This window comes from Microcoleus sp. A6-C6, assembly GCF_036705955.1.
Classification (GTDB): domain Bacteria; phylum Cyanobacteriota; class Cyanobacteriia; order Cyanobacteriales; family Microcoleaceae; genus Microcoleus.
Window position 1 is genome coordinate 17910 of record NZ_JAUBVR010000007.1, and the last position, 26730, is coordinate 44639.

Annotated in this window: 25 protein-coding genes; 11 read left to right on the plus strand and 14 right to left on the minus strand. The window is 45.7% G+C overall.

Going from position 1 to position 26730, the window contains the following annotated elements:
- The first annotated feature begins 243 nt into the window (after positions 1-243).
- The 3 genes from QUB52_RS04870 (at position 244) to QUB52_RS04880 (ending at position 4114) form a co-directional block, all read left to right on the plus strand.
- Positions 244-1926, plus strand: a complete 1683-nt coding sequence (locus QUB52_RS04870; RefSeq protein WP_265233777.1) for a serine/threonine-protein kinase — start codon at positions 244-246, stop codon at positions 1924-1926.
- A gap of 58 nt (positions 1927-1984) precedes the next feature.
- Entirely contained in the window at positions 1985-2692 is a 708-nt protein-coding gene (bioD, locus tag QUB52_RS04875; protein WP_332967655.1) for a dethiobiotin synthase, read from the plus strand.
- A gap of 210 nt (positions 2693-2902) precedes the next feature.
- Complete coding sequence (locus QUB52_RS04880) at positions 2903-4114, plus strand: M20 family metallopeptidase (protein ID WP_332972397.1); 1212 nt, start codon at positions 2903-2905, stop codon at positions 4112-4114.
- Between the two features lie 143 nt (positions 4115-4257).
- On the opposite strand, the gene QUB52_RS04885 is transcribed toward QUB52_RS04880, so the two are convergent.
- On the minus strand, positions 4258-5574 hold the full coding sequence (locus tag QUB52_RS04885) for a glycoside hydrolase family 10 protein (protein WP_332972398.1): 1317 nt from the start codon (positions 5572-5574) through the stop codon (positions 4258-4260).
- A gap of 278 nt (positions 5575-5852) precedes the next feature.
- Between QUB52_RS04885 and QUB52_RS04890 the strand changes: the two genes are divergently transcribed.
- The 3 genes from QUB52_RS04890 (at position 5853) to QUB52_RS04900 (ending at position 8852) form a co-directional block, all read left to right on the plus strand.
- Complete coding sequence (locus QUB52_RS04890) at positions 5853-7139, plus strand: FAD-dependent oxidoreductase (RefSeq protein WP_332972399.1); 1287 nt, start codon at positions 5853-5855, stop codon at positions 7137-7139.
- A gap of 129 nt (positions 7140-7268) precedes the next feature.
- Positions 7269-7928 (plus strand): DUF2834 domain-containing protein, encoded by a 660-nt coding sequence (locus tag QUB52_RS04895; RefSeq protein WP_332972400.1) that lies wholly within the window; start codon positions 7269-7271, stop codon positions 7926-7928.
- Between the two features lie 195 nt (positions 7929-8123).
- Positions 8124-8852 carry a gamma-glutamyl-gamma-aminobutyrate hydrolase family protein gene (locus QUB52_RS04900; RefSeq protein ID WP_265233783.1) on the plus strand — a complete coding sequence of 243 codons (729 nt, stop codon included), beginning with the start codon at positions 8124-8126 and terminating at the stop codon, positions 8850-8852.
- A gap of 6 nt (positions 8853-8858) precedes the next feature.
- On the opposite strand, the gene QUB52_RS04905 is transcribed toward QUB52_RS04900, so the two are convergent.
- Positions 8859-9320 carry an SRPBCC family protein gene (locus QUB52_RS04905; RefSeq protein WP_265233784.1) on the minus strand — a complete coding sequence of 154 codons (462 nt, stop codon included), beginning with the start codon at positions 9318-9320 and terminating at the stop codon, positions 8859-8861.
- On the opposite strand from QUB52_RS04905, the gene QUB52_RS04910 reads away from it, so the two are divergent.
- A complete protein-coding gene (locus QUB52_RS04910) occupies positions 9283-9414 on the plus strand; it encodes a hypothetical protein (protein ID WP_265233892.1) in 132 nt (43 codons plus the stop codon). The two genes, QUB52_RS04905 and QUB52_RS04910, sit on opposite strands and share 38 nt — an antisense overlap.
- A gap of 24 nt (positions 9415-9438) precedes the next feature.
- Here the strand turns inward: QUB52_RS04910 and QUB52_RS04915 are convergent, their stop codons facing one another.
- The 7 genes from QUB52_RS04915 to QUB52_RS04945 form a co-directional block, all read right to left on the minus strand.
- A complete protein-coding gene (locus QUB52_RS04915) occupies positions 9439-9807 on the minus strand; it encodes a helix-turn-helix domain-containing transcriptional regulator (RefSeq protein WP_265233785.1) in 369 nt (122 codons plus the stop codon).
- Between the two features lie 4 nt (positions 9808-9811).
- Entirely contained in the window at positions 9812-10144 is a 333-nt protein-coding gene (locus QUB52_RS04920; RefSeq protein ID WP_265233786.1) for a type II toxin-antitoxin system RelE/ParE family toxin, read from the minus strand.
- 69 nt (positions 10145-10213) lie between these two features.
- The gene (locus QUB52_RS04925; protein ID WP_265233787.1) at positions 10214-10522 is read right to left on the minus strand and encodes a helix-turn-helix domain-containing transcriptional regulator; all 309 of its coding nucleotides are present in this window, start codon (positions 10520-10522) and stop codon (positions 10214-10216) included.
- A gap of 211 nt (positions 10523-10733) precedes the next feature.
- The gene (locus QUB52_RS04930; RefSeq protein WP_265233788.1) at positions 10734-12371 is read right to left on the minus strand and encodes a B12-binding domain-containing radical SAM protein; all 1638 of its coding nucleotides are present in this window, start codon (positions 12369-12371) and stop codon (positions 10734-10736) included.
- A gap of 207 nt (positions 12372-12578) precedes the next feature.
- Complete coding sequence (gene lspA / locus QUB52_RS04935) at positions 12579-13088, minus strand: signal peptidase II (RefSeq protein ID WP_265233789.1); 510 nt, start codon at positions 13086-13088, stop codon at positions 12579-12581.
- A 164-nt stretch (positions 13089-13252) separates the two neighbouring features.
- A complete protein-coding gene (locus QUB52_RS04940) occupies positions 13253-13831 on the minus strand; it encodes a biotin transporter BioY (protein ID WP_265233889.1) in 579 nt (192 codons plus the stop codon).
- Positions 13832-14091: 260 nt separating this feature from the next.
- Positions 14092-14256, minus strand: coding sequence for a hypothetical protein (locus tag QUB52_RS04945; protein ID WP_265233790.1), 165 nt, complete (start codon positions 14254-14256; stop codon positions 14092-14094).
- 175 nt (positions 14257-14431) lie between these two features.
- Here QUB52_RS04945 and pstS point away from each other — a divergent pair, with 175 nt between their 5' ends.
- The 4 genes from pstS (at position 14432) to pstB (ending at position 18707) form a co-directional block, all read left to right on the plus strand.
- On the plus strand, positions 14432-15598 hold the full coding sequence (gene pstS, locus QUB52_RS04950) for a phosphate ABC transporter substrate-binding protein PstS (RefSeq protein ID WP_332972401.1): 1167 nt from the start codon (positions 14432-14434) through the stop codon (positions 15596-15598).
- Between the two features lie 323 nt (positions 15599-15921).
- A complete protein-coding gene (gene pstC / locus QUB52_RS04955) occupies positions 15922-16878 on the plus strand; it encodes a phosphate ABC transporter permease subunit PstC (RefSeq protein WP_332967637.1) in 957 nt (318 codons plus the stop codon).
- Between the two features lie 34 nt (positions 16879-16912).
- On the plus strand, positions 16913-17806 hold the full coding sequence (gene pstA / locus QUB52_RS04960) for a phosphate ABC transporter permease PstA (protein ID WP_332967636.1): 894 nt from the start codon (positions 16913-16915) through the stop codon (positions 17804-17806).
- 103 nt (positions 17807-17909) lie between these two features.
- Positions 17910-18707: a phosphate ABC transporter ATP-binding protein PstB gene (gene pstB, locus QUB52_RS04965; protein WP_442923160.1), complete on the plus strand. Its 798-nt coding sequence runs from the start codon at positions 17910-17912 to the stop codon at positions 18705-18707.
- Positions 18708-18840: 133 nt separating this feature from the next.
- Here pstB and QUB52_RS04970 read toward each other — a convergent pair whose 3' ends face one another.
- The 5 genes from QUB52_RS04970 to QUB52_RS04990 all read right to left on the minus strand — a co-directional run bounded on the left by QUB52_RS04970 (position 18841) and on the right by QUB52_RS04990 (position 26605).
- Positions 18841-22047 carry a helicase-related protein gene (locus tag QUB52_RS04970; protein ID WP_332972402.1) on the minus strand — a complete coding sequence of 1069 codons (3207 nt, stop codon included), beginning with the start codon at positions 22045-22047 and terminating at the stop codon, positions 18841-18843.
- 50 nt (positions 22048-22097) lie between these two features.
- Positions 22098-22307 (minus strand): hypothetical protein, encoded by a 210-nt coding sequence (locus QUB52_RS04975; protein WP_332972403.1) that lies wholly within the window; start codon positions 22305-22307, stop codon positions 22098-22100.
- The gene (locus QUB52_RS04980) at positions 22297-22878 is read right to left on the minus strand and encodes a zeta toxin family protein (RefSeq protein WP_332972404.1); all 582 of its coding nucleotides are present in this window, start codon (positions 22876-22878) and stop codon (positions 22297-22299) included. Before QUB52_RS04980 ends, QUB52_RS04975 begins: the two co-directional genes overlap by 11 nt.
- Before the next feature lie 209 nt (positions 22879-23087).
- Entirely contained in the window at positions 23088-25898 is a 2811-nt protein-coding gene (locus QUB52_RS04985) for a DUF1156 domain-containing protein (protein ID WP_332972442.1), read from the minus strand.
- 278 nt (positions 25899-26176) lie between these two features.
- Positions 26177-26605, minus strand: coding sequence for a DUF7680 family protein (locus QUB52_RS04990; RefSeq protein WP_332972405.1), 429 nt, complete (start codon positions 26603-26605; stop codon positions 26177-26179).
- Between the last annotated feature and the right edge of the window lie 125 nt (positions 26606-26730).

Sequence of the window (26730 nt, forward strand, 5' to 3'; positions counted from 1 at the left end):
GAAATACAATCCAAGTTTGTCATACGAAATAGTTTTTTGCCTTGGGAAACAGGGCTTCTGCGTGGGTTCCTACGAAGGGATAAAGGCTGTAAAGCCAGAGATGCTGTGTAAGACTTGGATCGTCTTTGGTGACGAATATTCAGCAATGGATATCCCCAACAGAGCAACGGCAAACGAGACACGAAGCCTACACGCTCACCGTAAGGTTAGTGTTAGGTATTTCACCAATTTCTACTTAAACTTATGCAGCCACCTATTGCTATTGGAACTCTCCTACAAAACCGCTACCGCTTGGTGAATATTTTAGGTCAAGGGGGATTTGGTCGGACTTATTTAGTAGAAGACGAGGGGCGGTTTAAAGAACGCTGCGCCCTAAAGGAATTGATTCCGATGCAAAGCGGGCCTTACGTTTTGGAAAAATCGAAGGAATTGTTTCAAAGAGAAGCGGCAATACTTTACCAAATTGCGCACCCGCAAATTCCCCAGTTTCGGGCAATATTTGAAGAGAATCAACGTTTGTTTTTAGTGCAGGATTACGTGGAAGGCATGACTTACCGCGAACTGTTACTCGATCCTGCTAGAGGCCGTACCTTTAGTGAAGCAGAAGTTTTGATATTTATCCGACAAATGCTGCCGGTACTGGCTCACATTCACGCCCGCGGCATCATCCACCGCGACATCTCGCCGGAAAATATCATCCGCCGGGAAAATGACCAGTTGCCGATACTGATTGACTTTGGAGTGGTGAAAGAACTCGCTACCAAGGTTCAGTCTCCCGAAGGAACAGCCCACGCGACAACAGTCGGTAAAATCGGCTACGCGCCGATGGAACAGTTGCAAAGCGGGCGCGCCACGGCCAGCAGTGACTTGTATGCTTTAGCTGTAACGGCGATCGTCCTGCTGACAGGCAAAGAACCGCAGGAATTGCTGGATCAAACAACGCTGCACTGGAATTGGCAGCAGCGAGTGCAGGTGAGCGCGGGTTTAGCTTTGGTACTGAATCGGATGTTAAATCGCTCTCCGGGCGATCGATATCAATCTGTCAGCGAAGTCGCCCAAGCACTCGACGGCCAAACGAATCCTTACTCTCAATCTAACGCGCCAACTGCACCACCAGCATCAGCAGTCGCGCCGTCAAATGCTTCGCTAATCGCAACGGTAGCCGTGGGTAGGCCGCCAGAATCCGAGCCGATGGTGCCCCTAAGTGCCGGCCCGCAAAACCAGCCAGATCCTCTAATTGAGCCTGCTGGTGGCTCTTTGTGGGACAATCCCGTGGCTGCGATCGGACTATTAACGGGCTTAGTCATCTTGACAGGCTTCGGTTCCTGGGCCTTGGTAGGCTCATTTCTCAACAAACCGACGCCCAAAGCAACTCCGACAGCGCCAGCATTCACAACTCCGACGCCGATACTAAATCCGATACCAAGCCCAGAACCATTGCCAACACCGACTCCGACACTCAAACCAACACCAACCCCAGAACCTTCGCCGGAACTAACTCCAGAACCTTCGCCGGAACTAACTCCAGAACCTTCGCCGGAAATAACTCCAGAACCTTTGCCGGAAATAACTCCAACGCTACCGCCAGAACCAACACCAGAACCAACTCCCGCGCCAACACCGGAACCAACTCCCGCGCCAACTCCCGCACCAACTCCCGCACCAACTCCCGCACCGAAACCGACGCCCAAACCAACTCCCGCGCCAACTCCGGCACCGAAACCGACGCCCGCACCAACTCCGGCACCGAAACCGACGCCCGCACCAACTCCCGCACCGTCACCGACTCCCGCACCGACTCCCGCACCAACTCCCGCGCCGTCACCGGAACCTGCGCCAACTCCCGCACCGTCACCAGAACCTGCGCCAACTCCCGCGCCGTCACCGGAACCTGCGCCAACTCCCGCACCCTCGCCTTCACCCTAGTTCTGGCAAAATTCCCCTAGACTAAAGTTGAAGCCAATTACTTATTAGCTATTTGCCGATGAACTCGCTGCTAATTACTGGAACTGATACTGACGCGGGCAAAACTGTTTTGACCAGCGCTCTGGCTGCTTATTGGCAAATGTATTTTCGCGATCGCAGTTTGGGAATTATGAAACTGCTGCAAACCGGAACGGGCGATCGCGAACTCTACACCCGTTTATTTACACTCGACCAATCCCCCGAAGAACTCAATCCGCTGCACTTTAGCGCGCCTCTAGCACCGCCGATTTCTGCCGAACGGGAGGGGAAAAATATTGAGTTAGAAAAGGTCTGGACGACGCTGCAAAGTCTCTGTGAGCGCAAGAATTTTGTGTTGGTGGAAGCTTTGGGAGGGCTGGGTTCGCCTGTAACGCGGGAATTGACGGTGGCTGATATTGCCAGGGATTGGCGGTTGAGGGGAGTTTTGGTGGTACCTGTGAGGTTAGGTGCGATCGGGCAAGCTGTAGCGAATGTTGCTCTCGCCAGACACACAGGTTTTAAGCTGAGAGGAATTGTGCTTAATTGCGTTCAAGCTTGTTCTGAGCAAGAAATTGCCGACTGGACACCGATCGATTTAATTCAGTCGCTGACTCAAATTCCTGTGTTGGGTACTTTGCCATATTTAGATGATCCAAATGACCTGAAAAAATTAGCGGCATCAGCTTCAGAATTAGATTTAGAACGTTTATTGCCAGGAGTTAATTTAGTTTCTAAAATTGCTAAATAACCCTAGTCTCAACACCTCTCTTGCTCTGCGTACTCTGCGCCCTCTGCGGTTCATCCAAAAAAAATCTCCGGCACAACTCAAATAGGGTTGACATAGCATTTATATTTGATTTTTGAATAAGATTTTTTTAACCGCAGAGAACACAGAGAGCGCAGAGGAAGAAAAGAGAGAGTTTTACAAGTTGTTCATAATTTAAAAAGGAGAAAAAACATGGTTTCTACTTTACCGAATTTAACTGATGTCGATTTATCTCAGTTGCGGCTGGAGATTAGAAATTTGCAGCCTCAGTTAGTCGAATGGCGGCGCCGCTTACACCAAAAACCGGAGTTGAGTTTTGACGAGAATTTAACGGCGCAGTTTGTCTCCCAAAAGTTGCAGGAATGGGGAATAGAACATCAAACTAATATTGCTAAAACTGGTGTTGTGGCAACGATAGACAGCGGCAAACCGGGGCGGGTTTTGGCAATTCGGGCTGATATGGATGCTTTGCCGATTCAAGAGGAAAATGAGGTGGATTATCGATCGCAGCATGATGGTATTATGCACGCTTGCGGTCATGATGGGCATACTGCGATCGCCCTTGGGACAGCCTGTTATCTAGCAAAGCATAAACACAGTTTTTCGGGTCAAGTAAAATTCATCTTTCAGCCCGCCGAAGAAGGCCCCGGTGGCGCAAAACCGATGATTGAAGCGGGAGTTTTGCAGAATCCTGATGTTGATGCGATCGTCGGCTTGCATTTGTGGAACAATCTACCTTTAGGCACTGTTGGTGTCCGTAGTGGCGCGCTGATGGCGGCTGTAGAAGTTTTTGACTGCACGATTTTTGGTAAAGGTGGGCATGGTGGAATGCCACATCAGACTGTAGATGCGATCGTAGTTACAGCCCAAATTGTCAGCGCCCTACAGTCAATTGTCGCACGGAACATTAACCCGATCGACTCAGCCGTAGTAACAGTCGGCAAATTCCACGCAGGGCACACCCACAACGTCATCGCCGACACCGCCCAAATCGGCGGCACAGTGCGCTATTTTCATCCAGCATATCAAGGTTATTTTGACAAGCGAATCGAACAAATAATTGACGGAATTTGTCAGAGTCACGGCGCAACTTACAAACTCGATTATTGCGCCCTTTACCCGCCAGTCATCAACGATTCGAGCATGGCTGACTTAGTACGCAGCGTAGCCGAATCGGTTGTAGAAACTCCTGCGGGAATCGTGCCGGAATGTCAAACAATGGGCGGCGAGGATATGTCGTTCTTTTTGCAAGAAGTCCCCGGTTGCTATTTCTTTTTGGGTTCTGCAAATCCAGAGAAAAACTTGGCTTACCCGCACCACCACCCGCGTTTTGATTTTGATGAAACTGCCTTGGGGATGGGTGTAGAAATGTTTGTACGATGCGTGGAAACTTTTTGCGGTTAGCCTTGATTTGTAGGTGCACAATGCGCACCAGTTCAGCTTGTAGGGTGCGCATTGCGCACCGGTTGACTCAGTTTCAGCGTTTTGATTTTGAGATCAAACTATGGTTTGTTAGTTACAAACTCAACCGGTGCGCAGTGCACACCCTACTTCTTTGATGTGGTTGGTGAGGGCGAAGGTGGGCTATTTTTGATAGGTTGTTGTTGCTTATTTTTAGGATCTGGTTTGGGTGGTGGTGGCGGAGGGAAAGTCGCTGCACGTCTGGGTGATTGTAGCGCTGTACGGAATGCAGAATATGGGAAGAAAGCACTGAAATGAGAAAGTCTATCGCCAATTGATTCGGGCGCATCTTCCCACAAGCTTTCGTAGTAGAAGAAAGCCGCACCTAAGCCGTATTCTTGAACTGCCAGCACCTGAGATTTGATTTGCTCAATCGCTACTGGGCGATTTCTTAATCCTGTCATAATCCCAACTCCGGTGGGAATTTTTAGCTGTGCTTCTTGCATTTCTGGACGGTTAATTTTGTCCACAAATGATTCTAAATTGGGACGATAAACTTGCACAATTAGTTCATCGGCAATATCCAAACGCACCCAAGCCAGCCAATCTTGGAGGTGATGTTTGTAAGCAAATTCGTAGTAATTGGGAGAAATCGAGAAAATTGCATTGGGTTTGACTGCTTTGACTGCTTGATTTAGTTGCGACATGAAAGCCGTAATTTTATTGGCTCGCCACTTCACCCATGCTGCGTCTTGAAAATCTGTTGGAGGTGTTTTTTTGGTTTCTTTGGTATACAAAGCAACTGTGTATTCGTCATAGCCAAATTCTGACGGCAAACTCATGTGATCGTCGAATTGGATGCCGTCAGCGTTGTATTGTGTGGTGATTTCTAGTACGAGTTCGGTAATAAATTTCTGCACTTCTGGATGAAACGGATTGAGCCAAACTACTTCGCCACCCGCACCGTTTGATGTTTGGCTACCGTCCTGTTTTTGGGTGAGCCAATCGGGATTGTTTAATGCTAATTCTGAGGTGGGAGGAGTCATGAAACCAAACTCAAACCAAGGAATTACTAGCAAGCCTTGGCGGTGAGCTTGACTGATTAAATCTGCAATCATATCTTGTCCGTCTAACCCTCTGTAAACAAAGGGTTGAATGTCTCTTTGCTGGGCGACTGGGCTGGGATACATTGCATAGCCAGAGTTCCAAACTACGGGATAAATTGTGTTGAAATTTAACCGCTTTAATTGAGTGATGGCATCTCCTAGTTTGCGCCTATCTCTGAGGATGTCTTTGTCGTTTGTCGTCATCCAAACTCCGCGAATTTCCTGGCGGGGTTGTTGGCCGATCGCCGGAATCACGTTATTCACCAGCAATACTACAATGAATGAGATGGCAAACAGTAGTGGTAACAGGCTTTTAATCGATCGCAGCCAACTGCGAGGAATAATCCGTAATGTCATAGTTGTGAATGGTGAGTTAGCTATCAAACGCACCCCGGCATAATTTGGTGATAAAATTTGCTCGCTCTACAGTCTACAGCTATTTGTGCTGAATGTGGGATCGCAACTCGACCAAGTATCATCCGTAATCCAGAGGGTAAGTGAGAGTATGATGTCAACGTGCTGGGGCAATTGTTAATTACGCGCTGCCAGCTCTCCTGACCGGACAGTCCTGCCCAATCCATGCGAGTGTTGTACAATATCGGGGGAAAGAACATCTCGATCGAACATCTGTAATTGTGAAAGATTTAGTCTTAATTGGCGGCGGTCACAGTCATGCTATTGTATTAAAAATGTTCGGCATGAAACCGCTGCCGGGAGTGCGTTTGACTCTGATCAGCGATGTCCTGTACGCGCCTTATTCGGGGATGCTGCCGGGGCACGTTGCTGGCTTTTACGATTATGATGAATGTCACATCGATTTGCGATCGCTCGCGGAGTTTGCTGGATGTCACATATTGGTCGATCGGGCGATCGCGATCGACTTTAGCAAAAATCAAGTTATTTGTCAAACTCGTCCTCCGGTTGATTTTGACTTGCTGTCTGTGGATATCGGCAGCACTCCCGCGACTTTATCAGTGCCAGGTGCCGCAGAATATGCCATTCCAGCTAAACCTGTGCCGGAGTTTTTAGCTAGCTGGAATCAGTTAATTTCCGAAAGACAAAATCATCCCGAAAAACCTCTGCGGATTGCCATTGTCGGCGGCGGTGCGGGCGGCGTAGAATTAGCATTAAATATGCAATCTCGTATGGCGAAGGAAGAAGGAAGAAGGAAGTTCGGCAACGGATTTCGTAACGGATGTAACGGATGGATTTTAAAGGAGAGAGGAAAGTTTAAGCAGGAAGAGGGATTAGAAATTCACTTATTTCATAGCGGTGCTGAATTGATGCCGGGACATAACTATAGAGTACGTCATCGCCTCAAAGAAATTCTGATTAGTCGTGGCGTTAAAGTACATTTAATGGAAAAAGTCTGTGCCATAGAAAACCAAGAAATGATTGAAATAGCATCCAATGCCCAATGCCCAATGCCCAATGCCCAATGCCCAATGCCCAATGCCCAAATATATTGTGAATCTGGTTTGAGCGTTGAGTGCGATCGCATTTTTTGGGTGACACAAGCATCCGCCGCCTATTGGATCGGAGAATCGGGATTAGCGATCGACTCAAACGGCTTTATGCAAGTCAACGATTGCCTGCAATCAGTCTCTCACCCCAACGTATTTGGGGCAGGAGACATCGCTACGATGGTTAATTATCCCCGTCCCAAGGCAGGGGTTTTTGCCGTGCGTCAGGGCAAACCGCTGTTTGAAAATTTGCAGAATTTTTTATTGCAAAAACCGCTGAAACCCTTTGCCCCACAGGAAGAATACTTAGGCTTGATTGGTACTGGGAACAAAAGGGCGATCGCCTCTCGCGGCTATTTTATGTGGGAATCACCGCTACTATGGTACTGGAAAGATTGGATCGATCGCCAATTCATGCAAAAATTTAGCAATCTGCCCAAAATCAGCAACACTAAATAGCAATACATTCAAATATAATCTTCTCTCCTCTGCTCTTCCTCTGCGTACTCTGCGCCCTCTGCGGTTAATAAAAAAGTTCAAAACTTATTGAAAATTGCTATACTAATATCAAAAGTAAAAAAACTAACTATGTCGAGAAAAATTGGATTTGGGTTGCTTTGGATTGCCTTCAGCACCTACGCATTTATATTCGCACCACCCGACAGCCCAGAAACCATCGCACTAATTACCAATCTTTCTACAGGCAAAGTAGCAGACATCAACCCTTTAATTGTAGCCTTATTCAACATCATGGGAGTCTGGCCACTCATATACAGTTGCGTCTTATTTGCCGACGGCAGAGGGCAGAAAATACCTGCATGGTTATTTGCAACTTTGTCCTTTGGCGTGGGCGCTTTTGCCTTGCTGCCTTATCTAGCCCTGCGCGAACCTAATCCAGAATTTTCCGGCACTAAAAATGTCTTCTTAAAAATATTAGATTCCCGTTTTACTGGGATTCTCCTCACATTAGGCGCTGCTGCGTTAGTTGCCTTTGGCTTGACAAAAGGCGATTGGTCTGATTTTGTTCACCAGTGGCAAACTAGCCGCTTTATCCATGTCATGAGTTTAGATTTTTGTATGCTTTGCCTGGTATTTCCTGCTTTATTAGCCGACGATATGGCGCGCCGAGGAATGCAGAACTCTACAGCATTTTGGGCAGTAACATTAGTACCACTATTCGGGCCATTGGCTTATCTGTGCACGCGCCAACCGCTGCCGGAAACTAATCCTAAAACTGTTACAAATTAGACAGAAATTCAGGAAATACTTAGTTTAATCTAGGAATCAATCACAAGTAATTATACAAAAGACAGGCAAGATGCCTGTTCCACAATCAGTAAATTTTCTGGTAGCATGGGCTTCTAGCCCGTGCAATAAAAACTTATTGATAATACTAGAATATCCGAGAACCAATGTAAATAATTATCTCCCACTTTCAACGAAATGAAAAAACATCCCATCGTTGGCATTACAACTTACAACCGCAGCCCAGCAGGCGAATATTGCTTAAATGGAACTTATATTGATGCAGTGCAGGCGGCAGGTGGCATTCCGATTTTACTGCCGCCCAATCAATTAAATCCAGCTAGTATTTTTGATGCCGTAGATGGTTTGATTTTTTCAGGTGGTGGAGATATCAACCCAGAACATTATGGCGGTTTGCTCGATCGCACAGTTTACTCAATTAACGCAGAACGCGACAATTTTGAGTTAAACTTAGCTAAGCTAGCTTTGAAGGCGGACATACCTGTGTTGGGGATTTGCCGGGGAATGCAAATCCTGAATGTAGCCAGCGGTGGTAATTTGGTCGTTCACGTACCAGATGCTTACGGAGAGGATGTTAGTCACGGAACCGGAATTCCCCCACGTGCGATCGAGCATATCATTAAAATCGATCCAGACAGTCGGTTAGCAAAAATCATGGGAACAACAGCAACAACAGTTGTTTCTTGGCATCATCAAGCTGTGCAGAATGTGACACCTGATTGGCAAATTGTAGCGCGAGCACCCGACGGTTTAGTGGAAGCAATGGAGTATAAATATCATCCTTGGATCGTAGCACTTCAGTGGCATCCAGAACTATCGACAAAAAGTCTCGCCCACTGCGGAATCTTTCGGGCTTTCGTCGAAGCAGCCACTTCAAAGTTTATGAATTATACTAAATCAGCCTGAAAATTGTCAGCCATTGTTGGGATATTTTTCGCACTCTCTTTTTGTAACTTCATGGCGGTAGCGAAACATATCTGTTAACCGCATTTCCACCCACCAACCTAATAACAAATCGACAATTGGGCCGCCCGGTATCGAAAATGCGATCGCATCTGTCAATCGGGTCTGGCCATTTTCTGTGGTAAACTCGTGTCGGTGAGTCCAACGCGCCATAGGCCCCTCAGTTTGTTCATCAACAAATAAGCGATATTGTTCGCACTCAGTATGAGTCGCCACCCATTTTACCGGAATCGGCCCCAATAACAGCCGAAATTCTGATACAGCACCCACATCGAGTCCCCCCTCGCGGCGAATGATTTTCACCGGTTGCCAAGGTGCACTCAACATTTGCAGAATATCTGGCCTTTCGTGAAAGTTCCAGACTGTTTCAACGGTGGCATTAATCAGCGACGAATATTTAAAATTGGGCATTGTAGGAAGAAGGAAGAAGGAAGAAGGAAGAAGGAAGAAGGAAGAAGATATATACAGCAAGCTTTTTAGCTATCCGTATTTGACGTTTAATTAGCAGGTGGATTTACGGATCATTAGGCTAGACGGTTAATTGCGATCGCGCTTCAGCATTTGCAGTATTATCCTCTGTATCAGTACAAACAGCATCAGTACAAACAGCAACAGTTAGTTTCAATCCCAAAGCATTCAGCCAATTTCCCAGATTATAAATCGTATCGCTTCCTTGCTGCGAAAGCAATTCATCCAGTTTTTTTAAGTGCAATTCATATTCTTCTGGAGTCATTTTTGGTTGGCTTATAGCTTCTGCTACATCGGTAAGTGCCCGCTTCAGCAGTTCAGGTTCCGGATCTATTTCCTCTATAGTCGCGGTTATATAGGCTGCTGACAATGCCAGATTTTTTCTCAGAGATTCAATTAAAAACGGATGATCCGGGATACTTTTAACCATTGTTTTAACTCCTATTGTAATTAGTCCAGTATTCTATTGCTTGGCGGATATCTCGGTCTTGAGTGCTTTTATCTCCTCCGCACAGAAGAAGTACAATTGTTGTTCCTACTTGCCCAAAATAGATTCTGAAACCAGGGCCATAGTCTATTCTGAGTTCACAAACTCCTTCTCCAACTGAACGATAGTCTCCGAAATTGCCAGAAATAACTCGGTTTAGCCTAGATCTAATCTTGGCTTTAGTATTCGTATCTTTGAACGAATCAAACCACTCAGCGAAAGGTACTCTGCCCTCTGATGTGACATAACGCTGAATTTCCCTGGGGTGAACTTCGGGCATAATTATATTATAGTTGGGTTAGACAGTTAATTGTGATCGCGCTTCAACATTTATAGTATTATCCTCTGTCTAAGTACAAACAGCAACAGTTAATTTCAACCCCAAAGCATTCAGCCAATTTCCCAGATTATAGATTGTATCACTTCCTTGCTGCGAAAGCAATTCATCCAGTTTTTTTAAGTGCAGTTCATATTCTTCAGGAGTCATTTTGGGTTTACCCAAAGCTTCGGCTACATCGCCCAAAGCAAGTCTGATTAATGCTTGATCAGGTTCTTCGCCTTCATCTAATTCAAAATGAGTTTCGAGATATACTGCCGCAAAACTGTGGTCTTTTAGTCGCGCCATCAAAAAGTCATGATACGGTAAACTTTTAGGCATTTTTTAAATCCTATTGTAAGTCCAGAAGACCGGGCGGTTAAAAACCGCGTCTCTACAAACAAAACCCGGATGGTGCGCGGGTTGAATACCGCGCGGTTAATTAAAATTACGTTATTTTCTTCAGTCCGCGCACCATCCGGACATCGTTTGTGTAGACGCGGTTTCAACCGCCGTCTGTTCTTCGTTTGTGTAGACTTTCGCATCCTCTTTCCTAACTCGTCAACTGCAAATCCTCCGTCTTAAAATGAGTCATCGCCTCAGCCAAATGCTTCTTCAAAGTCGCCTCCGGTAGCGGCCCTTTCAAATGACTCCAAGGCAAAACCTGATTTAATTCCCACTCTTGAAAAACATAAAAATCCATCTCCGGTAACTGTCCCCGCAACTCCTTAAAAGCTCGCCGATAACTGCCCAAAGTATCGCCGTAATGGCGCACTAATTCCAACAGCCGAGACAATCTGCGATCGCCCTTTGACAACAGACCCTGAATCACAGACCAGTTATAGCTTTCAGGTCTAAATTCTAACCCTAACTTCCGCATTTCTTTATCTAAAAACTTCAGCCTCTTCTCCGCATCTTTATCCACACCAAACCACTGAAAAGGAGTGTGAGATTTCGGCACAAAAGTGCTGCATCCCAGAGTCAATCGCAAACCAGGAACAGCTTTTCTAATCGCCTTCATCATCGCCACCGTCTCCTCCAAATCCTCCATCTCTTCACCAGGAATTCCCGCCATCCCGTAAAGTTTAATCCCCTTTAATCCCCCCGCCTTAGCATTGATAGCAGCTTGGATAATTTCATCATTAGTGAGTTTTTTATTGACAATCTTACGGAGGCGCTCGCTACCGCTTTCCACCGCAATAGTCACAGATTTACTATCTCTGTTTGTCAAAATTTGCGCCAATTTAACTGTCACCGTATTCGTCCGCACCGAAGAAAGACTAAGCCGCACACCGTCGTATTTCGGATGATTCAAATGCTCCAACAACTGTTCAAATTCCGGGTGTTGAGTCACAGAAGCACCCAACAAACCCAAACGATTAGTCACAGCTAAACCGCGATCGATCGCCGGAATTAGCGAATCCTCCAAACTCGCAGTTCTAAATGGTAAAGTTAGATAACTTGCTAAACAGAAACGGCACATTTCTGGACAACTGCGAACCACTTCCACCATGTAAATATTTTCCCAAGCCGCCTTTTCTGTCACCACAGTCGAAGCAGATAAAGTATTGCCGCGATAAGTCTGTTTTTCAACCATACTGGGAATTTCCGAATCCACAGGCTGAATCGATTTAATCCCCTGAGTCGCATCCAGATAAGTTACTTCGTACAAACTGGGAACGTACACTCCCGGAACTTGGGCTAAATGACGCAATTTAGTTTGTCTGTCGGCGCTACGAACTTCTTTACAAGCATCAATAAAATTGTCAATCAGATTTTCGCCATCTCCCAGCAAAATCACATCAAAGAAATCTGCAAAAGGTTCAGGATTAGCAGTAAATACCGGACCACCACCGAATACAATTGGATGATTATCAGTTCTTTTTGATGACCAAATCGGAATGTCTAAAGATTCCAATAAATTGAGAATATTTACATAGTCTAGTTCCCAAGAAAGCGAAAATCCCAATAATTCTGGATGTCGGGGAAGTTGTTCGCGGATATCAGTAAATAAACGGCTGACTTCAATATCCGATCGCACAGCCAAAGTAGCCCACACAATCTGATAGCCGAGACTGGTGATACCAACCGTGTACTCGTTGGGAAATGCAAAAATAGTCGGGATAGCATCAGCATCGGGGGTTGCTGGGGCAAATAGCAGGCGTTCTTGGGCAAATGGATTAGGAGTCACAGGCAAGCAAGTTTAGTGTTAACAATAAGTCTGTTCATGTATCATTTTAAGCCATTACCGAAGTTATTGTAGCGTGCTGCTTCGAGCAGAATGTTTGAATCGCAAACTAAAAATCTCCCTCTGATGAACCCTACGGCTAGTTAGCTAACACTTATTAAATCGGTTACATCCGCTACACAATCCGTTGCGGAACTTCCTGCTTCCAAGTTACTCTGAAATAGAATCGCGATCATCTCGGTTTTTCGATGGTGGCGGTGCACCGTGAAAAGTTGCAATCAGCAAACAGATAATCCCAGCATTAATAAACACATCTGCCAGATTAAATACCGGGAACCGAATTATCCTAAAATCGATAAAATCCACAACATGACCCAACACAAATCGATCGATCCCGTTCCCCAGTGCGCCACCCAAAATCAAACCGTAGCCAGCTTGTTCCCAGCGATTAATTCGCGGGCCAAACCAAGCTAGAATCATCAATCCCACACTCACGCCCAAAGACAGCCACCGCAACCAAATCGCCCCATTGCTAAACAAACTAAAAGCTGCACCGGTATTAACAACATAGGTGAAGTGAAATATCCCAGGTAACAGTGGCTGAGTCTGCGGGGGAACTGTCAAGTCAAAATTTTGCACCACCCAAAACTTAGTCAAGTGGTCTAAAACTAAACTGATAATAGCAGCAACCCAGAATAAGGGATTTCTTTTAAAACGCATGGATTAGGTAGTAAAATATAGGACATCGGGCAGGAAAAAAGTTACGCAAATTTCTGAGTCGCAGTGAGATTGCTCACCAATCCGCAAACACAGTATAACCTAATATCATAACTGATGACTAATGACTAATGACTAATGACTAATGACCAATGACAACTGACAAATTAATAAAACATCAAGCGTCGCAAAGTAAATGACAGAAGTGCGATCGCACAAACCACCGCCAATTGCCCCGGCAGGGGATAAACCGAATATTTCAGAATCTCATCGAATAAAGGTGTTTTTTTACCCGGAATCAGCAAGTAACTAAAAATTAGATAAATTAAGCCGATCGCGTGAACGGTAAATAAACCGCACAAACAACTAAAAGCCATCGATTCCAGCCGCGAAGCCACCTTAAAAGCCACCCAGCCACACACCCAAGCACCAGGCACAAAACCCAGCAAATACCCAAAACTCGCTTCTTTGAGATAGCCGATGCCGCCGCCTTGAGCAAAAACTGGCCACAAAGTTAATCCTAATACCAAATAGGCAATTTGTGAGAGCGCCGCAGCATTTTTGCCACCCATGCAGCCTACTAGCAATACTGCTCCAATTTGATAAGTAACACCTAAAGAGTATGCCTGAAGTCCGCGATCGTCCCAAAACCCGATCGGCATTGTGACAGATGCAGGTAAAAAAGTGCCTCCTATCGTCAGGAGTAAACCAATAAAAGCCCAGATTAATTCAATAGGAGCAGGCATTATAGCAGATGTTGAAGTCATTGGTCATTAGTCATTAGTCATTAGTCATTAGTCATTAGTCATTAGTCATCAGTCATTAGTCATTGGTCATTGGTCATTGGTCATTGGTCATTGGTCATTGGTCATTGGTCATCAGGAAGAAGGCAGGAGGCAGAAGGCAAAGAGGAAGAACTCAAGAGGAAGTTGTAACCGACAGTTTATGTTTGTGCAATGCCAGAACGTCCTAACCGTCAGGGCGGTTGCTATATCATCAGCATTTGTCAGATGCAGCCTGGAATGCCCGCAACTTTTAAGTTCTCAATACTAGCACTACTGTCAAAACAACCATCATTGTAGGGTTTTCTGGTTCTCAAACCAGGATGTTGTGATACTTTGATCGTGGGAATTTTTCGCAGCCGGGCGATCGCACCCTTGTTTCCCCACAAATTGATCTTTCACCCATCTGATAAAATCACACTTGTCAAGCTCATCAATGAAGTTAATTTAATCTTGGTTAACATTAGATTAAGATAAAATGTAAATATTTTTAACCTAAGCTTTACTTTCGCGCGATATGCTATGGCGGGACATCCGTATAACGATCGCAAATTTTGTATACCTATGCTTTTTCGTCTCAACTTGATTAATCCGAATCGCGTGACTACCGCAATTTCCGCTATGGCGATCGCCCTCAGCTTAGCAGCTTGTGGCGGCAGCAGCACAACCAGCAGCAGCCCCAGCCCCGGCGACACAGCAGCATCCCCCGTTGCAGCCACAGGCACAGCCGCAAACAGCAAACTCGTCCTAGCCTCAGACGTAGCCATAACCGCAGCAGGCGCCTCATTTCCCGCCCCTCTATATCAGCGTTGGTTTCAAGACTTCAACAAAATCAACCCCAAAGTACAAATTAACTATCAATCAGTAGGTAGTGGGGCCGGAGTCGAACAATTTACCAAAGGCACAGTAGACTTTGGGGCCAGCGACACCGGCATGAAAGACGACGAAATCGCCAAAGTTCCAGCAGACAAAGGCGTGATTTTGCTACCCATGACAGCCGGCAGCATCGTCATCGGCTACAACCTGCCAGAGGTACCCGAACTCAAACTGCCCAGAGACGTTTACACAGAAATCTTCCAAGGTAAAATTACCAAGTGGAACGACCCCAAAATTGCCGCAGCCAATCCAGGCGCTAAATTGCCAGACCAAGCCATCACCGTTGTCCACCGTTCCGACGGTAGCGGTACCACAGCCGTGTTCACCAAACACCTGAGTGCCATCAGCCCCGACTGGAAAACAGCAGTAGGCGACGGCAAAACAGTACAGTGGCCCGTAGGCGTAGGCGCAAAAGGCAACGAAGGCGTCACCAGCCAACTCCTGCAAACAGCAGGCAGCATCGGCTACATCGAATACGGCTACGCCAAAAACAACAACGTCAAATTTGCATCTTTGCAAAACAAAGCAGGCAGCTTTGTCACACCTACCGACGACTCAGCTTCTAAAGCTCTAGCAACAGTGCCCCTGCCCGAAAATCTGCGAGCATTTATCGAAGACCCCGAAGGCGCTGAATCCTATCCAATTGTCACCTACACTTGGATGCTCGTCCCCAAAAAAGTTGCAGACCCCAACAAAGCCAAAGCCATCGAGGCAATGGTGGAATACGGCTTAACCGAAGGTCAAAAAGTTAGTGCCGAATTGGGCTACGTTCCTCTGCCCCAAAATGTCAGAGAAAAAGTTGCTTTGGCAGCCGACGGCATCAGCCCCGACTACAAGATTGAGATTGGCAAATAGTAATTGAAGGAAGAAGGAAGAAGGAAGACGGAAGAAGGAACAAGGAAGAAGGAAGAAGGAAAAGAGATATTTCTGTAAGGGCGGGTTTTGCCAGAAATATTTGTTAAAAAGTCAGGGGATTAATCAACCCGCCCTTCTTTTAGATAAGAATCAGTGCATCAGTTGTCAACACCTTGTCTTTTCTTCTCTTCTCTTCCTCCTTGTGGAACAGGCGGGACGCCTGTGTATTTTGATTCCTTCTAGCGCCTGTGTAGTTCTCTACTTCCTTCTAAGTTTTTCCCAAAAATGCGATTTTTCCTTAATATTTTTGAGAATTTTTGTCTATGATTTCAGATAGTAACACCGCTCAACCAGAGAAGCGTTCCCGCTCTCGGATAGAAAAATCCTTAGACCAAGGCTTTATCTGGCTGACTCGGGTTTTGGGAATCGGAGTTGGCGTAATTTTGCTGGTAATCGCGCTCACCGTTGCTTTCAGAGCTTTACCAGCGATTCAACAGTACGGTTTGGGCTTTCTGTTTAGCAGTGATTGGAATCCCGTTAAAGAAGAGTACGGTGCGCTGCCGATGATTTATGGGACGATCGTCAGTTCTGCGATCGCGCTCCTAATTGCAGTACCATTAGGAGTAGGGACTGCCATCTTTTTGAGCGAAGACTTTTTGCCGCTGCCAGTGCGTACAGCTTTAGTTTTTTTAGTAGAACTTTTAGCCGCCATTCCCAGCGTAGTGTATGGTTTGTGGGGAATTGCTGTATTGATCCCCATTATTACCAACATCGGAAAGTTTCTCAACGGTAACTTCGGATGGCTGCCGATTTTTAGCACAGCGCCAGTTGGCCCGGGAATGTTACCCGCCGGAGTAATTTTGGGGATTATGACTTTGCCCATTATTACTGCTATTTCCCGCGACTCTTTAGCCAGTCTCCCGCCCGACTTGCGACAAGCATCTCTGGGTTTGGGAGCAACTCGCTGGACAACAATCTTTAGAGTCCTCGTACCAGCGGCTTTTTCCGGCATTGTCGGCGGAATTATGCTCGGCTTGGGCCGCGCGATGGGAGAAACAATGGCTGCAACGCTGTTAATTGGTAATTCCAATCAGTTAAGTGCTTCTGTGCTAGCTCCTGCAAATACCATTGCTTCTCTGATGGCAAATCAATTTGCCGAAGCTTCTGGATTGCAAGTGGCTGCTCTCATGTACACCGGACTAATTCTGTTTATTATGACTCTGATTGTCAATGTTTTGGCAGAGTGGATTGTTTCTCGAGTCAGAGCTAAGTACAACTAGAAGTTTGCCACAATTTCCTACATAGTTTTAGTTTATGTCAAATCCCGTCCCCGACGAGAATTCTTTAGAACAAAAAATAGGTAGTTTGAAGAAGGTTAAAAATAGTCCGCAATCGCTGTTCAATCTAGCGATGACGGTACTAGCTGGAGCTTGTCTGGCTGTCACTCTGCTGCCTTTGTTCGCAGTGCTTTCCTATGTGACAGTACAAGGTTTTAATCGCCTGAATTTAGATTTATTTACCAAACTACCACCCGCACCCGGACTGTCGGGAGGTGGTATCGCCAATGCAATTGTTGGTACGTTAATGACCGTAGGAATAGCTTCTCTAATTGCTGTGCCTTTTGGTGTATTAGCCGCCGTTTATTTGTCGGAGTTCAGCAGCGGCAACATTGCTCGCTGGGTGCGCTTTGCGACTAACGTCCTCAGCGGCGTGCCTTCGATTATTGCCGGGGTATTTGCCTACGGTTTGTTCGTGGTAAATATGGGAGGTTTTTCGGCAATTGCCGGGGGCGCGGCGCTTGCTGTGCTGATGTTACCGACGATTGTGCGGACTACTGACGAAGCTCTACAAATCGTCCCGCAAGATATCAGATGGGCGTCGGTGGGCGTGGGTGCTTCTAATTATCAAACGGTGTTACAGGTGGTTTTGCCTGCGGCAATTCCGGCTATTTTAACTGGTGTGACGCTGGCAATTGCTCGCGCTGCTGGAGAAACTGCTCCTTTGATTTTCACGGCGCTGAATTCGCCTTTTTGGCCGGCGGGATTTGATAAGCCAACTCCGAGTCTTTCGGTTTTGGTGTACAACTTTGCAACTGTTCCTTTTAAGGCACAGAAAGAGTTGGCTTGGGCGGCATCTTTGATTTTGGTGTTGATGGTTTTGCTGACGAGTATTCTTTCTCGCTGGGCTACTCGCCAAAAAGTTTATTAATCAGTTGACAATTGACAGTTGAGAGTTGACAGTTGTTATTGGTCAGTTGTCATTGGTCATTTGTAATTGGTCATTTGTAAAACTCGATTGGAGTATTAACTGTATGATGGATTTGGATAAGCAAACGGAAACTGTTTTACGGACTGAAAATATCAATATCTTTTACGGCGGTTTTCACGCTGTTAAAAATGTTTGTATCGAGATTCCTAAAAATCGCATTACTGCTTTGATTGGGCCTTCTGGCTGCGGCAAAAGTACAATTTTGCGATGTTTTAACCGCCTCAATGATTTGGTTAATGGGTTTCGTTTAGAGGGCCGGATTGATTATCATGGTCAAAATCTTTATGATCCTGATATTGATGCTGTGGAGGTGCGCCGCAAGATTGGGATGGTGTTTCAAAAGCCGAATCCTTTCCCGAAGTCGATTTATGACAATATTGCTTACGGTGCGAGGGTGAATAATTACAAGGGGGATATGGATGAGTTGGTGGAAACATCCCTCCGCCAAGCTTATTTGTGGGATGAGGTGAAGGATAAGTTGAAGCAAAGCGGTTTTTCGCTTTCGGGCGGCCAGCAGCAGCGTTTGTGTATTGCTAGGGCGATCGCGATTAATCCTGATGTAGTCTTAATGGATGAACCTTGCGCTTCTCTTGACCCGATTTCGACGATTAAGGTTGAGGAGTTGATGCGGGAACTCAAGGAAAAGTATACCATCGTGATTGTGACTCACAATATGCAGCAGGCTTCTCGGGTTTCTGACCTGACTGCTTTTTTCAATGCTAAACTTTCTGACGATGGGAAGCGGTTTGGATATCTTGTGGAGTGTGACAAAACTGAGGTGATTTTCCAAAGTCCGAAGGAAGAGTCTACTTTGGATTATGTCAGCGGCCGTTTTGGTTGAGTTGTTGTTAGGTAAAAGCACTTTTTTTAAGTGACTTAATCCGATAGTCCGACAGGGACTTAAGTCCCTGTCTCATACGTAAAGTCCTCGGTCGAGGACTAAGGAATGAGAATTACAGCAGATTCCATGTTGATTAAGTACGATCGGATCGTAGTAGGGAAACGGCACTGCCGTGTCCTCTATCTTTTCTTCTGAATAGATCGACCATTTCTTCAAATAGCGGATTCCCGAAACTCATTAACTGCAATGATGGATTTTCTTCGTAAATATCTGGGTAAAATGTAATTGCATTTATGGTGTTTTTATAACTCAGTTGAAAAGTTTTATCGCCCTTTTTGTCAAATTTCGCACCCATTTGCTGGAAAATCGCAGAGTTGACAAACAAATTTTCGATAATTTCCGGTGACAGAGAAGTTGGCGGCAAAGGTTGACGGATTTCTATCAAGTCTGATTCTACATCCATCGCTACCATTTCATCAAGTCCAAGACGCAACGGCGGTGCGTCTAAAATGCGATCGAACTCTCGCAACAAAACACCCTCTTCTTCGGGATCTGCACTCATCACGGCCTGTTCGATGAAAGTGGGAACTGTTGCGAGAATTGGTTGCAAATTGCCGACAACGGTTTGAAAAGCATCAATGCGATCGCGCAATTTCCTATAAACCTTCGCCTCTACAGTGCCGTCGTAATAAAAATTGTGTATCCTGACTGTATCATAAATCTGTCCGATGCGATCGAGTCTGCCGATTCTCTGTTCCACCCGCATGGGATTCCAAGGCATATCATAATTGATTAAAACCCCGCAGGTTTGCAAATTTAGCCCTTCGGAAGCTGACTCGGTACAAAGTAAAATTTTGATGATTCCTTGAAGGAATTTGGCCTTGATTTGTTCCTTCGGAAAAGTTCGCCATTCCCCATTTTGGTACAACTCTCCCCCGCGCCCGGAATAGCAAGCAATCTGAGCACCATATAATTGTTGTAAAGCACTTCTGAGATAATCCATCGTGTCGGTGTATTGCGTGAACACGATCGCACTTTCCCTCTCATTCAGTTCTTGACGCAAGATTGTGATAAAGTGGGAAAGCTTGCTATCTTCCCCGGTATTCTCGAACCGATCGAGCAAATCGACTAAATATTTAATTTCTTCGGGGTCTGCTGGCGCAAAATAACCTTCCATACCTTCCAAAATAACATCATCCGCATCATCTAAATCCTGAAAATCATCCTCAGTAATGCTAATCCCTTCGAGGCGGCGCTGTAAGGATTCGCGGATGGCATAAAACGAACTTGTCAGCCGTTTGCGGTAAAGAGTCATCAAAAATCCTAACGCCTTGCGGTTGTCTTTTTGCGCTAAATTGTAAAAGTGGCGGACGTAATTGCTGACGGCGAGATAAAGCGGCACTTCGCGGTTGTTTTCTAAGGTAATCGCATTATCTCTGACTTCGCGGTGGGGAATATCTCGTTCCAACAAGCCCCGCTGATAGTATTGGCGTAAGGTGTCGCGGGTGTGGCGAAACATCAAATCTTTGAGGGGAGTATTCACTGTCAAATATTGGCGGGAGGCGGCGATGAAGGCTTCGTCATCAGCGATTTGTTGCGGGTTGACTCGCTGGTTTTTTTCCCAGACATCGCGCAACTTATAATATAGTAATTTATCGCACTTTTGTAAATATTGCTGCAACCGATCGCACGGCAAACCTCCTTCCTGGAAGTAACCGACAGACATCTGCTGCCAAAAACGTACATTCTGGCGATCGGGCTTTGCGGACAATGTGCTAAAATAATTGCAGAAATTTTCACCATAAGACCAATGTCCCCGGAGTCCGAGAAGGTGCAATAAATCGAAAACCTCGATCGCGTCAATCTGCATCGGCGTAGCGGATAATAATAAAAGCGATCGGCTTTTTTCCTTTAACTGCTGCATTAGCTGTAACAACCGGTTCGGCGTTTCCTTGCGGTTTTGCGGACTTTGACGGCGGGCGTGATGGGCTTCGTCGAGTACCACCAAATCCCACGGTTGCGCGGCTAAAAGTTCTTGCGCGCGATCGCTTCGGCGGACTAAATGAGATGATGCTAAAATCAGATTTTGGGAATTCCAAGGATTTGTTATTGGTTGTGGGTTATTAGTTATTGGGGAATTACCTGCGGGGACAAGTTCACCTTTCGTATAACTCCAAAAGTGCAAATTAAATTTTTCCCGCAATTCCTCATGCCACTGCGGCTGAATGCTGGCTGGTACTAAAATTAACACACGTTTGACTTTTTGGCTGACAAGCAAGTAACGCAAAATTAACCCAGTTTCAATCGTTTTCCCCAAGCCAACTTCATCCGCAATTAGGAAACTCTTCGGGAAACTAGCAGCAACTCGGCGCAGAATTTTAATCTGATGCGGCCAAGGTTTAATCGGAATAGATTTCAAACAATAATCGAGACAACTTGGCGAAGCGTACAAATTGAAAAGCGGTTCAAACTTAGCATAATCTTGAGATAACTCAAAATCCCCAACTCCTCCTAAATCCCGACTCCCAACATCCGTTACATCCGCTAAATCCGCTACAAAATCCGCTGCCGAACCTTCCCCATCCGTTACAAAATCCGCTGCCGAACCTTCCTCCCGATTCCACACAGGCTTGCTACTAGGCGCGTAACTTAGCAACTTATTTTTCACCGCTTCCGGCACTTCAAAAACGCACACATTTGGCGATAAATTGTTCCACAACTGCTCAAAACGAAAAATCTCCTCACCAACTCGTTCCGCATCTCTGCCGCCTTCCCAGGCACAATAAACGTGGAAAGATTCAACGTTGCTTTCCCAACCGCTGAGGGATTCGTTATTGGAACCGCTAAAAGCTAATTGCGCGCCCTTGCTGTCGGTGAAAATGCCGACTTTTTCGTGAAACATATGCTGGCGATCGAGTAAACTGTCACTATCTACCGGTAAACCGTCAGACTTGAGGGGAATAGCAATTTTAATATCGAGATAACAGTTTTGAATCAGCCAACTGAGGACTTCAAAATGCTTGAGTTGGGCGAAGGTTTTGGGCGGCTGTAAATCGGTATCGAGGCGCATGGTAACTGCATCTCGCAGGGCGTAACCTTGTTGGATAGCTTGCAAATCCTGCGGGCTGAATTGACAGCCCATGATTAAGCGCATCCGCCCTTGATTGTGCAGCATTGCGCCCAATCCGCGGGCTACTTTACTGAGGATGGCGCTGTTGAAAAAGCCGGATTTGCGATCGTACTGTACAGCACATTCTAGCGCAGGAATGTAAAAATCTGCGATCGGGTTATTTTCGTTACTAGAATAGCTAATCCGCCAGGGATAATCTTGTAAATTCACGTTATTTGTTATTTGTTATTTGTTATTTGTTATTTGTTATTTGTTATTTATTATTTATTATTTGTTACTGGGCTGGGCTGGGCTACAACTTCAAGAGGTGGAATCTGATCAGCAGAAAGTGTCACCACTTTTCCATCTTGCCAAATACTAATTGATTGTCCGAGTTTGCGGTGTTTCTCGATCGCCTGTGCGATCGCCTTTTTAACACCAGCATCAATTTTTTGATGTAGAGGTGAGAGGGCGGGTTGTTCAGGATTCATCGATACCTCCAGTAATTTGGTTCCAGATTTCCGATCGATAAACAATTGGATCGGCTGCTGCACTATTATAACTAGCCACCACTTCAGAGATAGAAGTTGAATTATCGTAAACGATACAAGTATCAGTTAAAGGTAAATACAATTCTAATAAATTTTTCCTCCCTCTTTCATAGCGACGACGAATCACATCTTCAGGAATATTATGCCCCCCACTTTCTACCCGCCGCCGCACCCGATAAACCGCTAATTCCGGGCTTTGCAACCAAAAATAAATTAAATTAACAGTATAACCTTTTATTTTGCACTTCCGCAAAAACCGGACATAATTGCGAGAGGCGAGAGTTGTCTCAAAAGCAAAATCAGCACCGGCATTTAATAGCGAGTCTAACCGTTGCAGCATCAATCGCCCCGCTTGAATCGCCACAGATTCGGGATTGAAAGGTGAAAGCCCAACAGCTATTTCATCAGCATTGACATACTCAAACACATTGAGAAAATGCGGCAACAACTGCATCGCCGTAGTTGTCTTTCCCGAACCATTACAACCTCCGATAACATAAACATCCGGCATAATTGTTATTAGTAATTTGTTATTAGTTATTAGTTATGTGCCACAATCTTCGATCCCCCTAAATCCCCCTTAAGAAGGGGGACTTTGAATTAAACTCTTGTCCCCCCCTTAATAAGGGGGGTTAGGGGGGATCTCTTCCCTAATTGAATTAAACTCTTGTCCCCCCCCTTATTAAGGGGGGTTAGGGGGGGATCTCTTCTCTCATTCTTTCAACCACCTACATTCAAATCTAAACTCAACTGCCCCTCAAACTCAATCTCCATCTGTTGATAAACAACCTTCGCCTTAATCTCATCCATCACCAACCATAAATCCGACAAAGCCTTCTCCTCCGGTATCCGCTTCTTCTCATCCTTAGTATGCGGAATAACTTTCAACGCCACCTCAATCGCCCGCATAAAATTATCATTCTCCATCAAATTAGCTTTCTTCATAAACTCCCGCACAACTTGAATATCTCCATCCTCTTGATACAAAGCGATAATTGCGTGCAATCCATCGACTAAATAGGTCATCGTAAACTCTTGCGGATTGACCGAGAAAGCATTCTTTTTCAGTCGCTGTTTCGGAGTCAAAAGTTTGCAAGTACCGCTGGCTGAGTCGATTAGTTTGTAAGTTTTTGCTAAATCAACGACATTGAAACCACCCACGGCGAGGGCGAGTTGTCGCGCTTCATCGAAGGGGAATTCGACGGCGCGGAAGGCATCCCAAGCGAGAAAATACCACTGAGTCAGCGCGTCAAATCCCGCTGTATCTGTTTGTACGAGTTTGCGGAAACGATAATTTGCAATGGCTTTTCTGGCTTCAGCAAATGCAGCTTCCGGGCGCACTTCTTCGCCGCTGCTGTTGAGGATGGGATAGGAACGGCTGAACACATTTAAAGCCGGGCCAAAGGCGCTTAAATAAAGGTCGATTCCTTTAATGTCGTTGGCTTCAAATTCCGGGGCACGTTGTTCGACGAGGTTGGCGACTTCTGGGCGCAAATCGTCCCACCAAGCTTGGGTGGCGTTGGGGTCGCGCTTGCGGCAAACTAAAAGGACGGTACTGGAAACTGAATTTTTTTGCGCTTGGTGGAGGTTTTGGGGATTTTCGGTACTGACGGCCCAGGATGCGGTAATCTCGAAACCGGCATCGATGAGGGATTTTGTGAGTACATCCCACGCCCCCGATTCTTTGTGGTTGAATTGGACTGTCATCACGCCGTCTTCGCGCAAAACTCGGTAATATTCGGTGAAGGCGAGGGCCATTTTTGCTTCGTAATCTTGTTTGGCGAGTTCGTCGGGGGATGTGCCCATGTTGCGGAAGCGCGACGGGTTGGCGACGGCTTCTCGATCTTTGTCGGTGAGTTCTGTGTAGAATAAATCTGGGAATATATCGCCTAATGTGCGCTTCATCCAGACGTAGAAAAAGTCGGAAATATCAGCATAAGGAATTGTGCCATAATAAGGCGGATCGGTGACAATTACATCGACAGAATTGTCGGGAATGTGGTAGAGGCTATCGGCGGATGCGGCATCGATTTGGATGGTTTTTGGGTCGTGTTGTTCGATTCCGGGGAGGCCAGTTGAGTGGGGTTTTGTGCCGAATAGTTGACAAAGTTTTAAGTAGTTATTAGAACCGTATGAGCAAGAAGACCACAAATATGATCTTCCGCAAGGCTCTGGATAATTCCACATTAGATTAAGTGCGTGCTGAGATGAAGCCTCTTCAGTTGTTCCTAATGCCGGATTAATGCGGCTTAGTCGCGAATTTTTATCAGCACATCTATCCAATATTAAAACTAGATAAGTAATAATCGCCTCTACTTTCTGCAATTCATACTCAGCCTGTAGCAACACCTTAGCTTCGTTGATAATTTCTACATAGGTGACAAGGGTTAGAAGTTGACGGGGATTAAAACATTGATTCCATTCAACAATTCCATAATTCCGAATCATAGAATATTGAGGATTAGTAGGAGTTGGTGCATGACTGATTAAATCTAGTGCTTCCCAATCGCTTATTAATTCCGCGAATTTTTTTTCTGCTAATCTGACTCCTTCTAAATCACATTCGCGGGGCGTGGTAAACTCTAAACTACCTTTTCCTTTTTTATAAGCAACTGCATAAATTTGATGTCCTAGTTTACTGCTTTGACTTGGCGAACAAATATAGTCATTTTCAATTACACTTCCACAATTCAGACATTTACCCACACCTCTGCTAATAGTGTTATAAACACTCGGATCATACTCCCCATCATCAGTTTCAATCGTCGATTCCTTGCCTTTCTTCCCCTTCACCAACTCAAAATCAACCCGCTTCTGTGCCAAGTTAGGAATCGGTTTCACCGCATACCAATCACTCGTAACTTTTCTCGCTTGGTTCTTACCTGCATAATTACTCGTCTTACTCAACCACCAATTCGGACTCAGCGGCACAACAGACTGACAACTCGGACAAACCACCGTATGAGCCCACAAATAATTCTGCACAGTTTCCCCCGGTAAAGAAGGGAAAAATTCAGCCAATCTTTTCTCAGCTTCATCCCCCACCCATTTCACCCATTTATCAATATCTTCCTGCAAATCCGGGCCAAATTTCAGCGGATATTCCATAGCAGCCTTCATCGTCACCACCGCCACCGGATTGAGATCCGAGGCCAACACATTCAACCCGTACCGCGCCGCCTCAAACGGAATGCTTCCCCCACCCGCAAACGCATCTAAAATCGTCGGCGTGCGATTCCCCCAAACTTGCTCGCAATAGTCGTGAACCTTTTGAATTCGCACCGAAGAAGGCGGAGTTTTGTAGAGTTTAATTTCCTTCCCCGGTTCTAATCCGAGCAAATATTCAAACTCTTGTAAGGAGATATCTGCGGGTAAAATCGACGCCAACACGGAAGCGCGAGAAAATGATAAAGGTTTGCGGGAATACCAGCGGTGCAAGCCTTTAAATGGATTGCCGCCGTGTTCGTAATGAACCTGCTGGTTTAGCATATTCACCGGCATGATTTTCTCGATAAATAGTTGGGGGCGCATAATTTTTTGGTTGGTGGTTGTGGGGAGGGCGGGCACGGGGGCACCGCCCCTACAAGAGATGCCTGGAAGTTAATTATATCAAATCTGAGTACGTTTCTGACCGCGCGCTACAACCAAATAATCGATTATTTTGTGGTAGAAACGGCACTGCCGTGTCCTCTTATTGCCGTATCTTTCGTTGCCGTTTTGTAGAATTTGTGCGCAATGCGCACCCTACCGAATTTCAATATGTAGGGTGCGCACTGCGCACCGGTGCGCAATGCGCACCCTACAGGATTTCAATCTCCTAATAAAATTCGCAAGGCTTTCAAAGCATTTGAACGATTACCATTGGCAATTTTACCAAACCAATAATGTGCTTCTTCATTACTCATCGCCATAATCCCATCGGCAATATTTGCAATTCTATCTACCTTTGACAAAGGTTGCAGCGATTGAAATAAAATCGCCAAACTTACCCCCGATTCTTCTGATAAAATATAGGGAGTTTGTCGCTGCTGAGATAAAGTTTTTGGATCGTAATTATTCGCCTTGAGAGTTGCATAAATTTTTTGTCTCGCCAAAACCAGGGCATTTCCTTTGAGTCGCCCCAATCGTTTAGCCGCAGGACGCTTTTTTTCACCCGCTTTCTTGTACGCACATTGGTACAATTCTAATGCGAAATTATTGTGATCCAGGGAAATAACTTTTAATTGAAATTCTTGCATAATACCAAATCCTGGTTGGATATCCCCTTTATGACTCGGCGGTTGAAACCGCGTCTACACAAACAAAACCCGCCTTCGCGGGTTAAAGAATAACGGATGCCCCTTTCATTTGAGGCGTAGACATT

Excerpts from the sequence above, each read along its gene's own strand:
- pstS (WP_332972401.1), top strand. The coding sequence starts at position 14,432 with ATGCTTTTTCGTCTCAACTTGATTAATCCGAATCGCGTGACTACCGCA.
- QUB52_RS04980 (WP_332972404.1), bottom strand. The coding sequence starts at position 22,878 with ATGCCGGATGTTTATGTTATCGGAGGTTGTAATGGTTCGGGAAAGACA.
- QUB52_RS04885 (WP_332972398.1), bottom strand. The coding sequence starts at position 5,574 with ATGACATTACGGATTATTCCTCGCAGTTGGCTGCGATCGATTAAAAGC.
- QUB52_RS04900 (WP_265233783.1), top strand. The coding sequence starts at position 8,124 with ATGAAAAAACATCCCATCGTTGGCATTACAACTTACAACCGCAGCCCA.
- lspA (WP_265233789.1), bottom strand. The coding sequence starts at position 13,088 with ATGCGTTTTAAAAGAAATCCCTTATTCTGGGTTGCTGCTATTATCAGT.
- pstB (WP_442923160.1), top strand. The coding sequence starts at position 17,910 with ATGATGGATTTGGATAAGCAAACGGAAACTGTTTTACGGACTGAAAAT.
- bioD (WP_332967655.1), top strand. The coding sequence starts at position 1,985 with ATGAACTCGCTGCTAATTACTGGAACTGATACTGACGCGGGCAAAACT.
- QUB52_RS04925 (WP_265233787.1), bottom strand. The coding sequence starts at position 10,522 with ATGCCTAAAAGTTTACCGTATCATGACTTTTTGATGGCGCGACTAAAA.
- QUB52_RS04895 (WP_332972400.1), top strand. The coding sequence starts at position 7,269 with ATGTCGAGAAAAATTGGATTTGGGTTGCTTTGGATTGCCTTCAGCACC.
- QUB52_RS04870 (WP_265233777.1), top strand. The coding sequence starts at position 244 with ATGCAGCCACCTATTGCTATTGGAACTCTCCTACAAAACCGCTACCGC.
- QUB52_RS04940 (WP_265233889.1), bottom strand. The coding sequence starts at position 13,831 with ATGCCTGCTCCTATTGAATTAATCTGGGCTTTTATTGGTTTACTCCTG.
- QUB52_RS04880 (WP_332972397.1), top strand. The coding sequence starts at position 2,903 with ATGGTTTCTACTTTACCGAATTTAACTGATGTCGATTTATCTCAGTTG.
- QUB52_RS04975 (WP_332972403.1), bottom strand. The coding sequence starts at position 22,307 with ATGAATCCTGAACAACCCGCCCTCTCACCTCTACATCAAAAAATTGAT.
- QUB52_RS04905 (WP_265233784.1), bottom strand. The coding sequence starts at position 9,320 with ATGCCCAATTTTAAATATTCGTCGCTGATTAATGCCACCGTTGAAACA.
- QUB52_RS04920 (WP_265233786.1), bottom strand. The coding sequence starts at position 10,144 with ATGCCCGAAGTTCACCCCAGGGAAATTCAGCGTTATGTCACATCAGAG.
- QUB52_RS04990 (WP_332972405.1), bottom strand. The coding sequence starts at position 26,605 with ATGCAAGAATTTCAATTAAAAGTTATTTCCCTGGATCACAATAATTTC.
- pstA (WP_332967636.1), top strand. The coding sequence starts at position 16,913 with ATGTCAAATCCCGTCCCCGACGAGAATTCTTTAGAACAAAAAATAGGT.
- pstC (WP_332967637.1), top strand. The coding sequence starts at position 15,922 with ATGATTTCAGATAGTAACACCGCTCAACCAGAGAAGCGTTCCCGCTCT.
- QUB52_RS04915 (WP_265233785.1), bottom strand. The coding sequence starts at position 9,807 with ATGGTTAAAAGTATCCCGGATCATCCGTTTTTAATTGAATCTCTGAGA.
- QUB52_RS04985 (WP_332972442.1), bottom strand. The coding sequence starts at position 25,898 with ATGCGCCCCCAACTATTTATCGAGAAAATCATGCCGGTGAATATGCTA.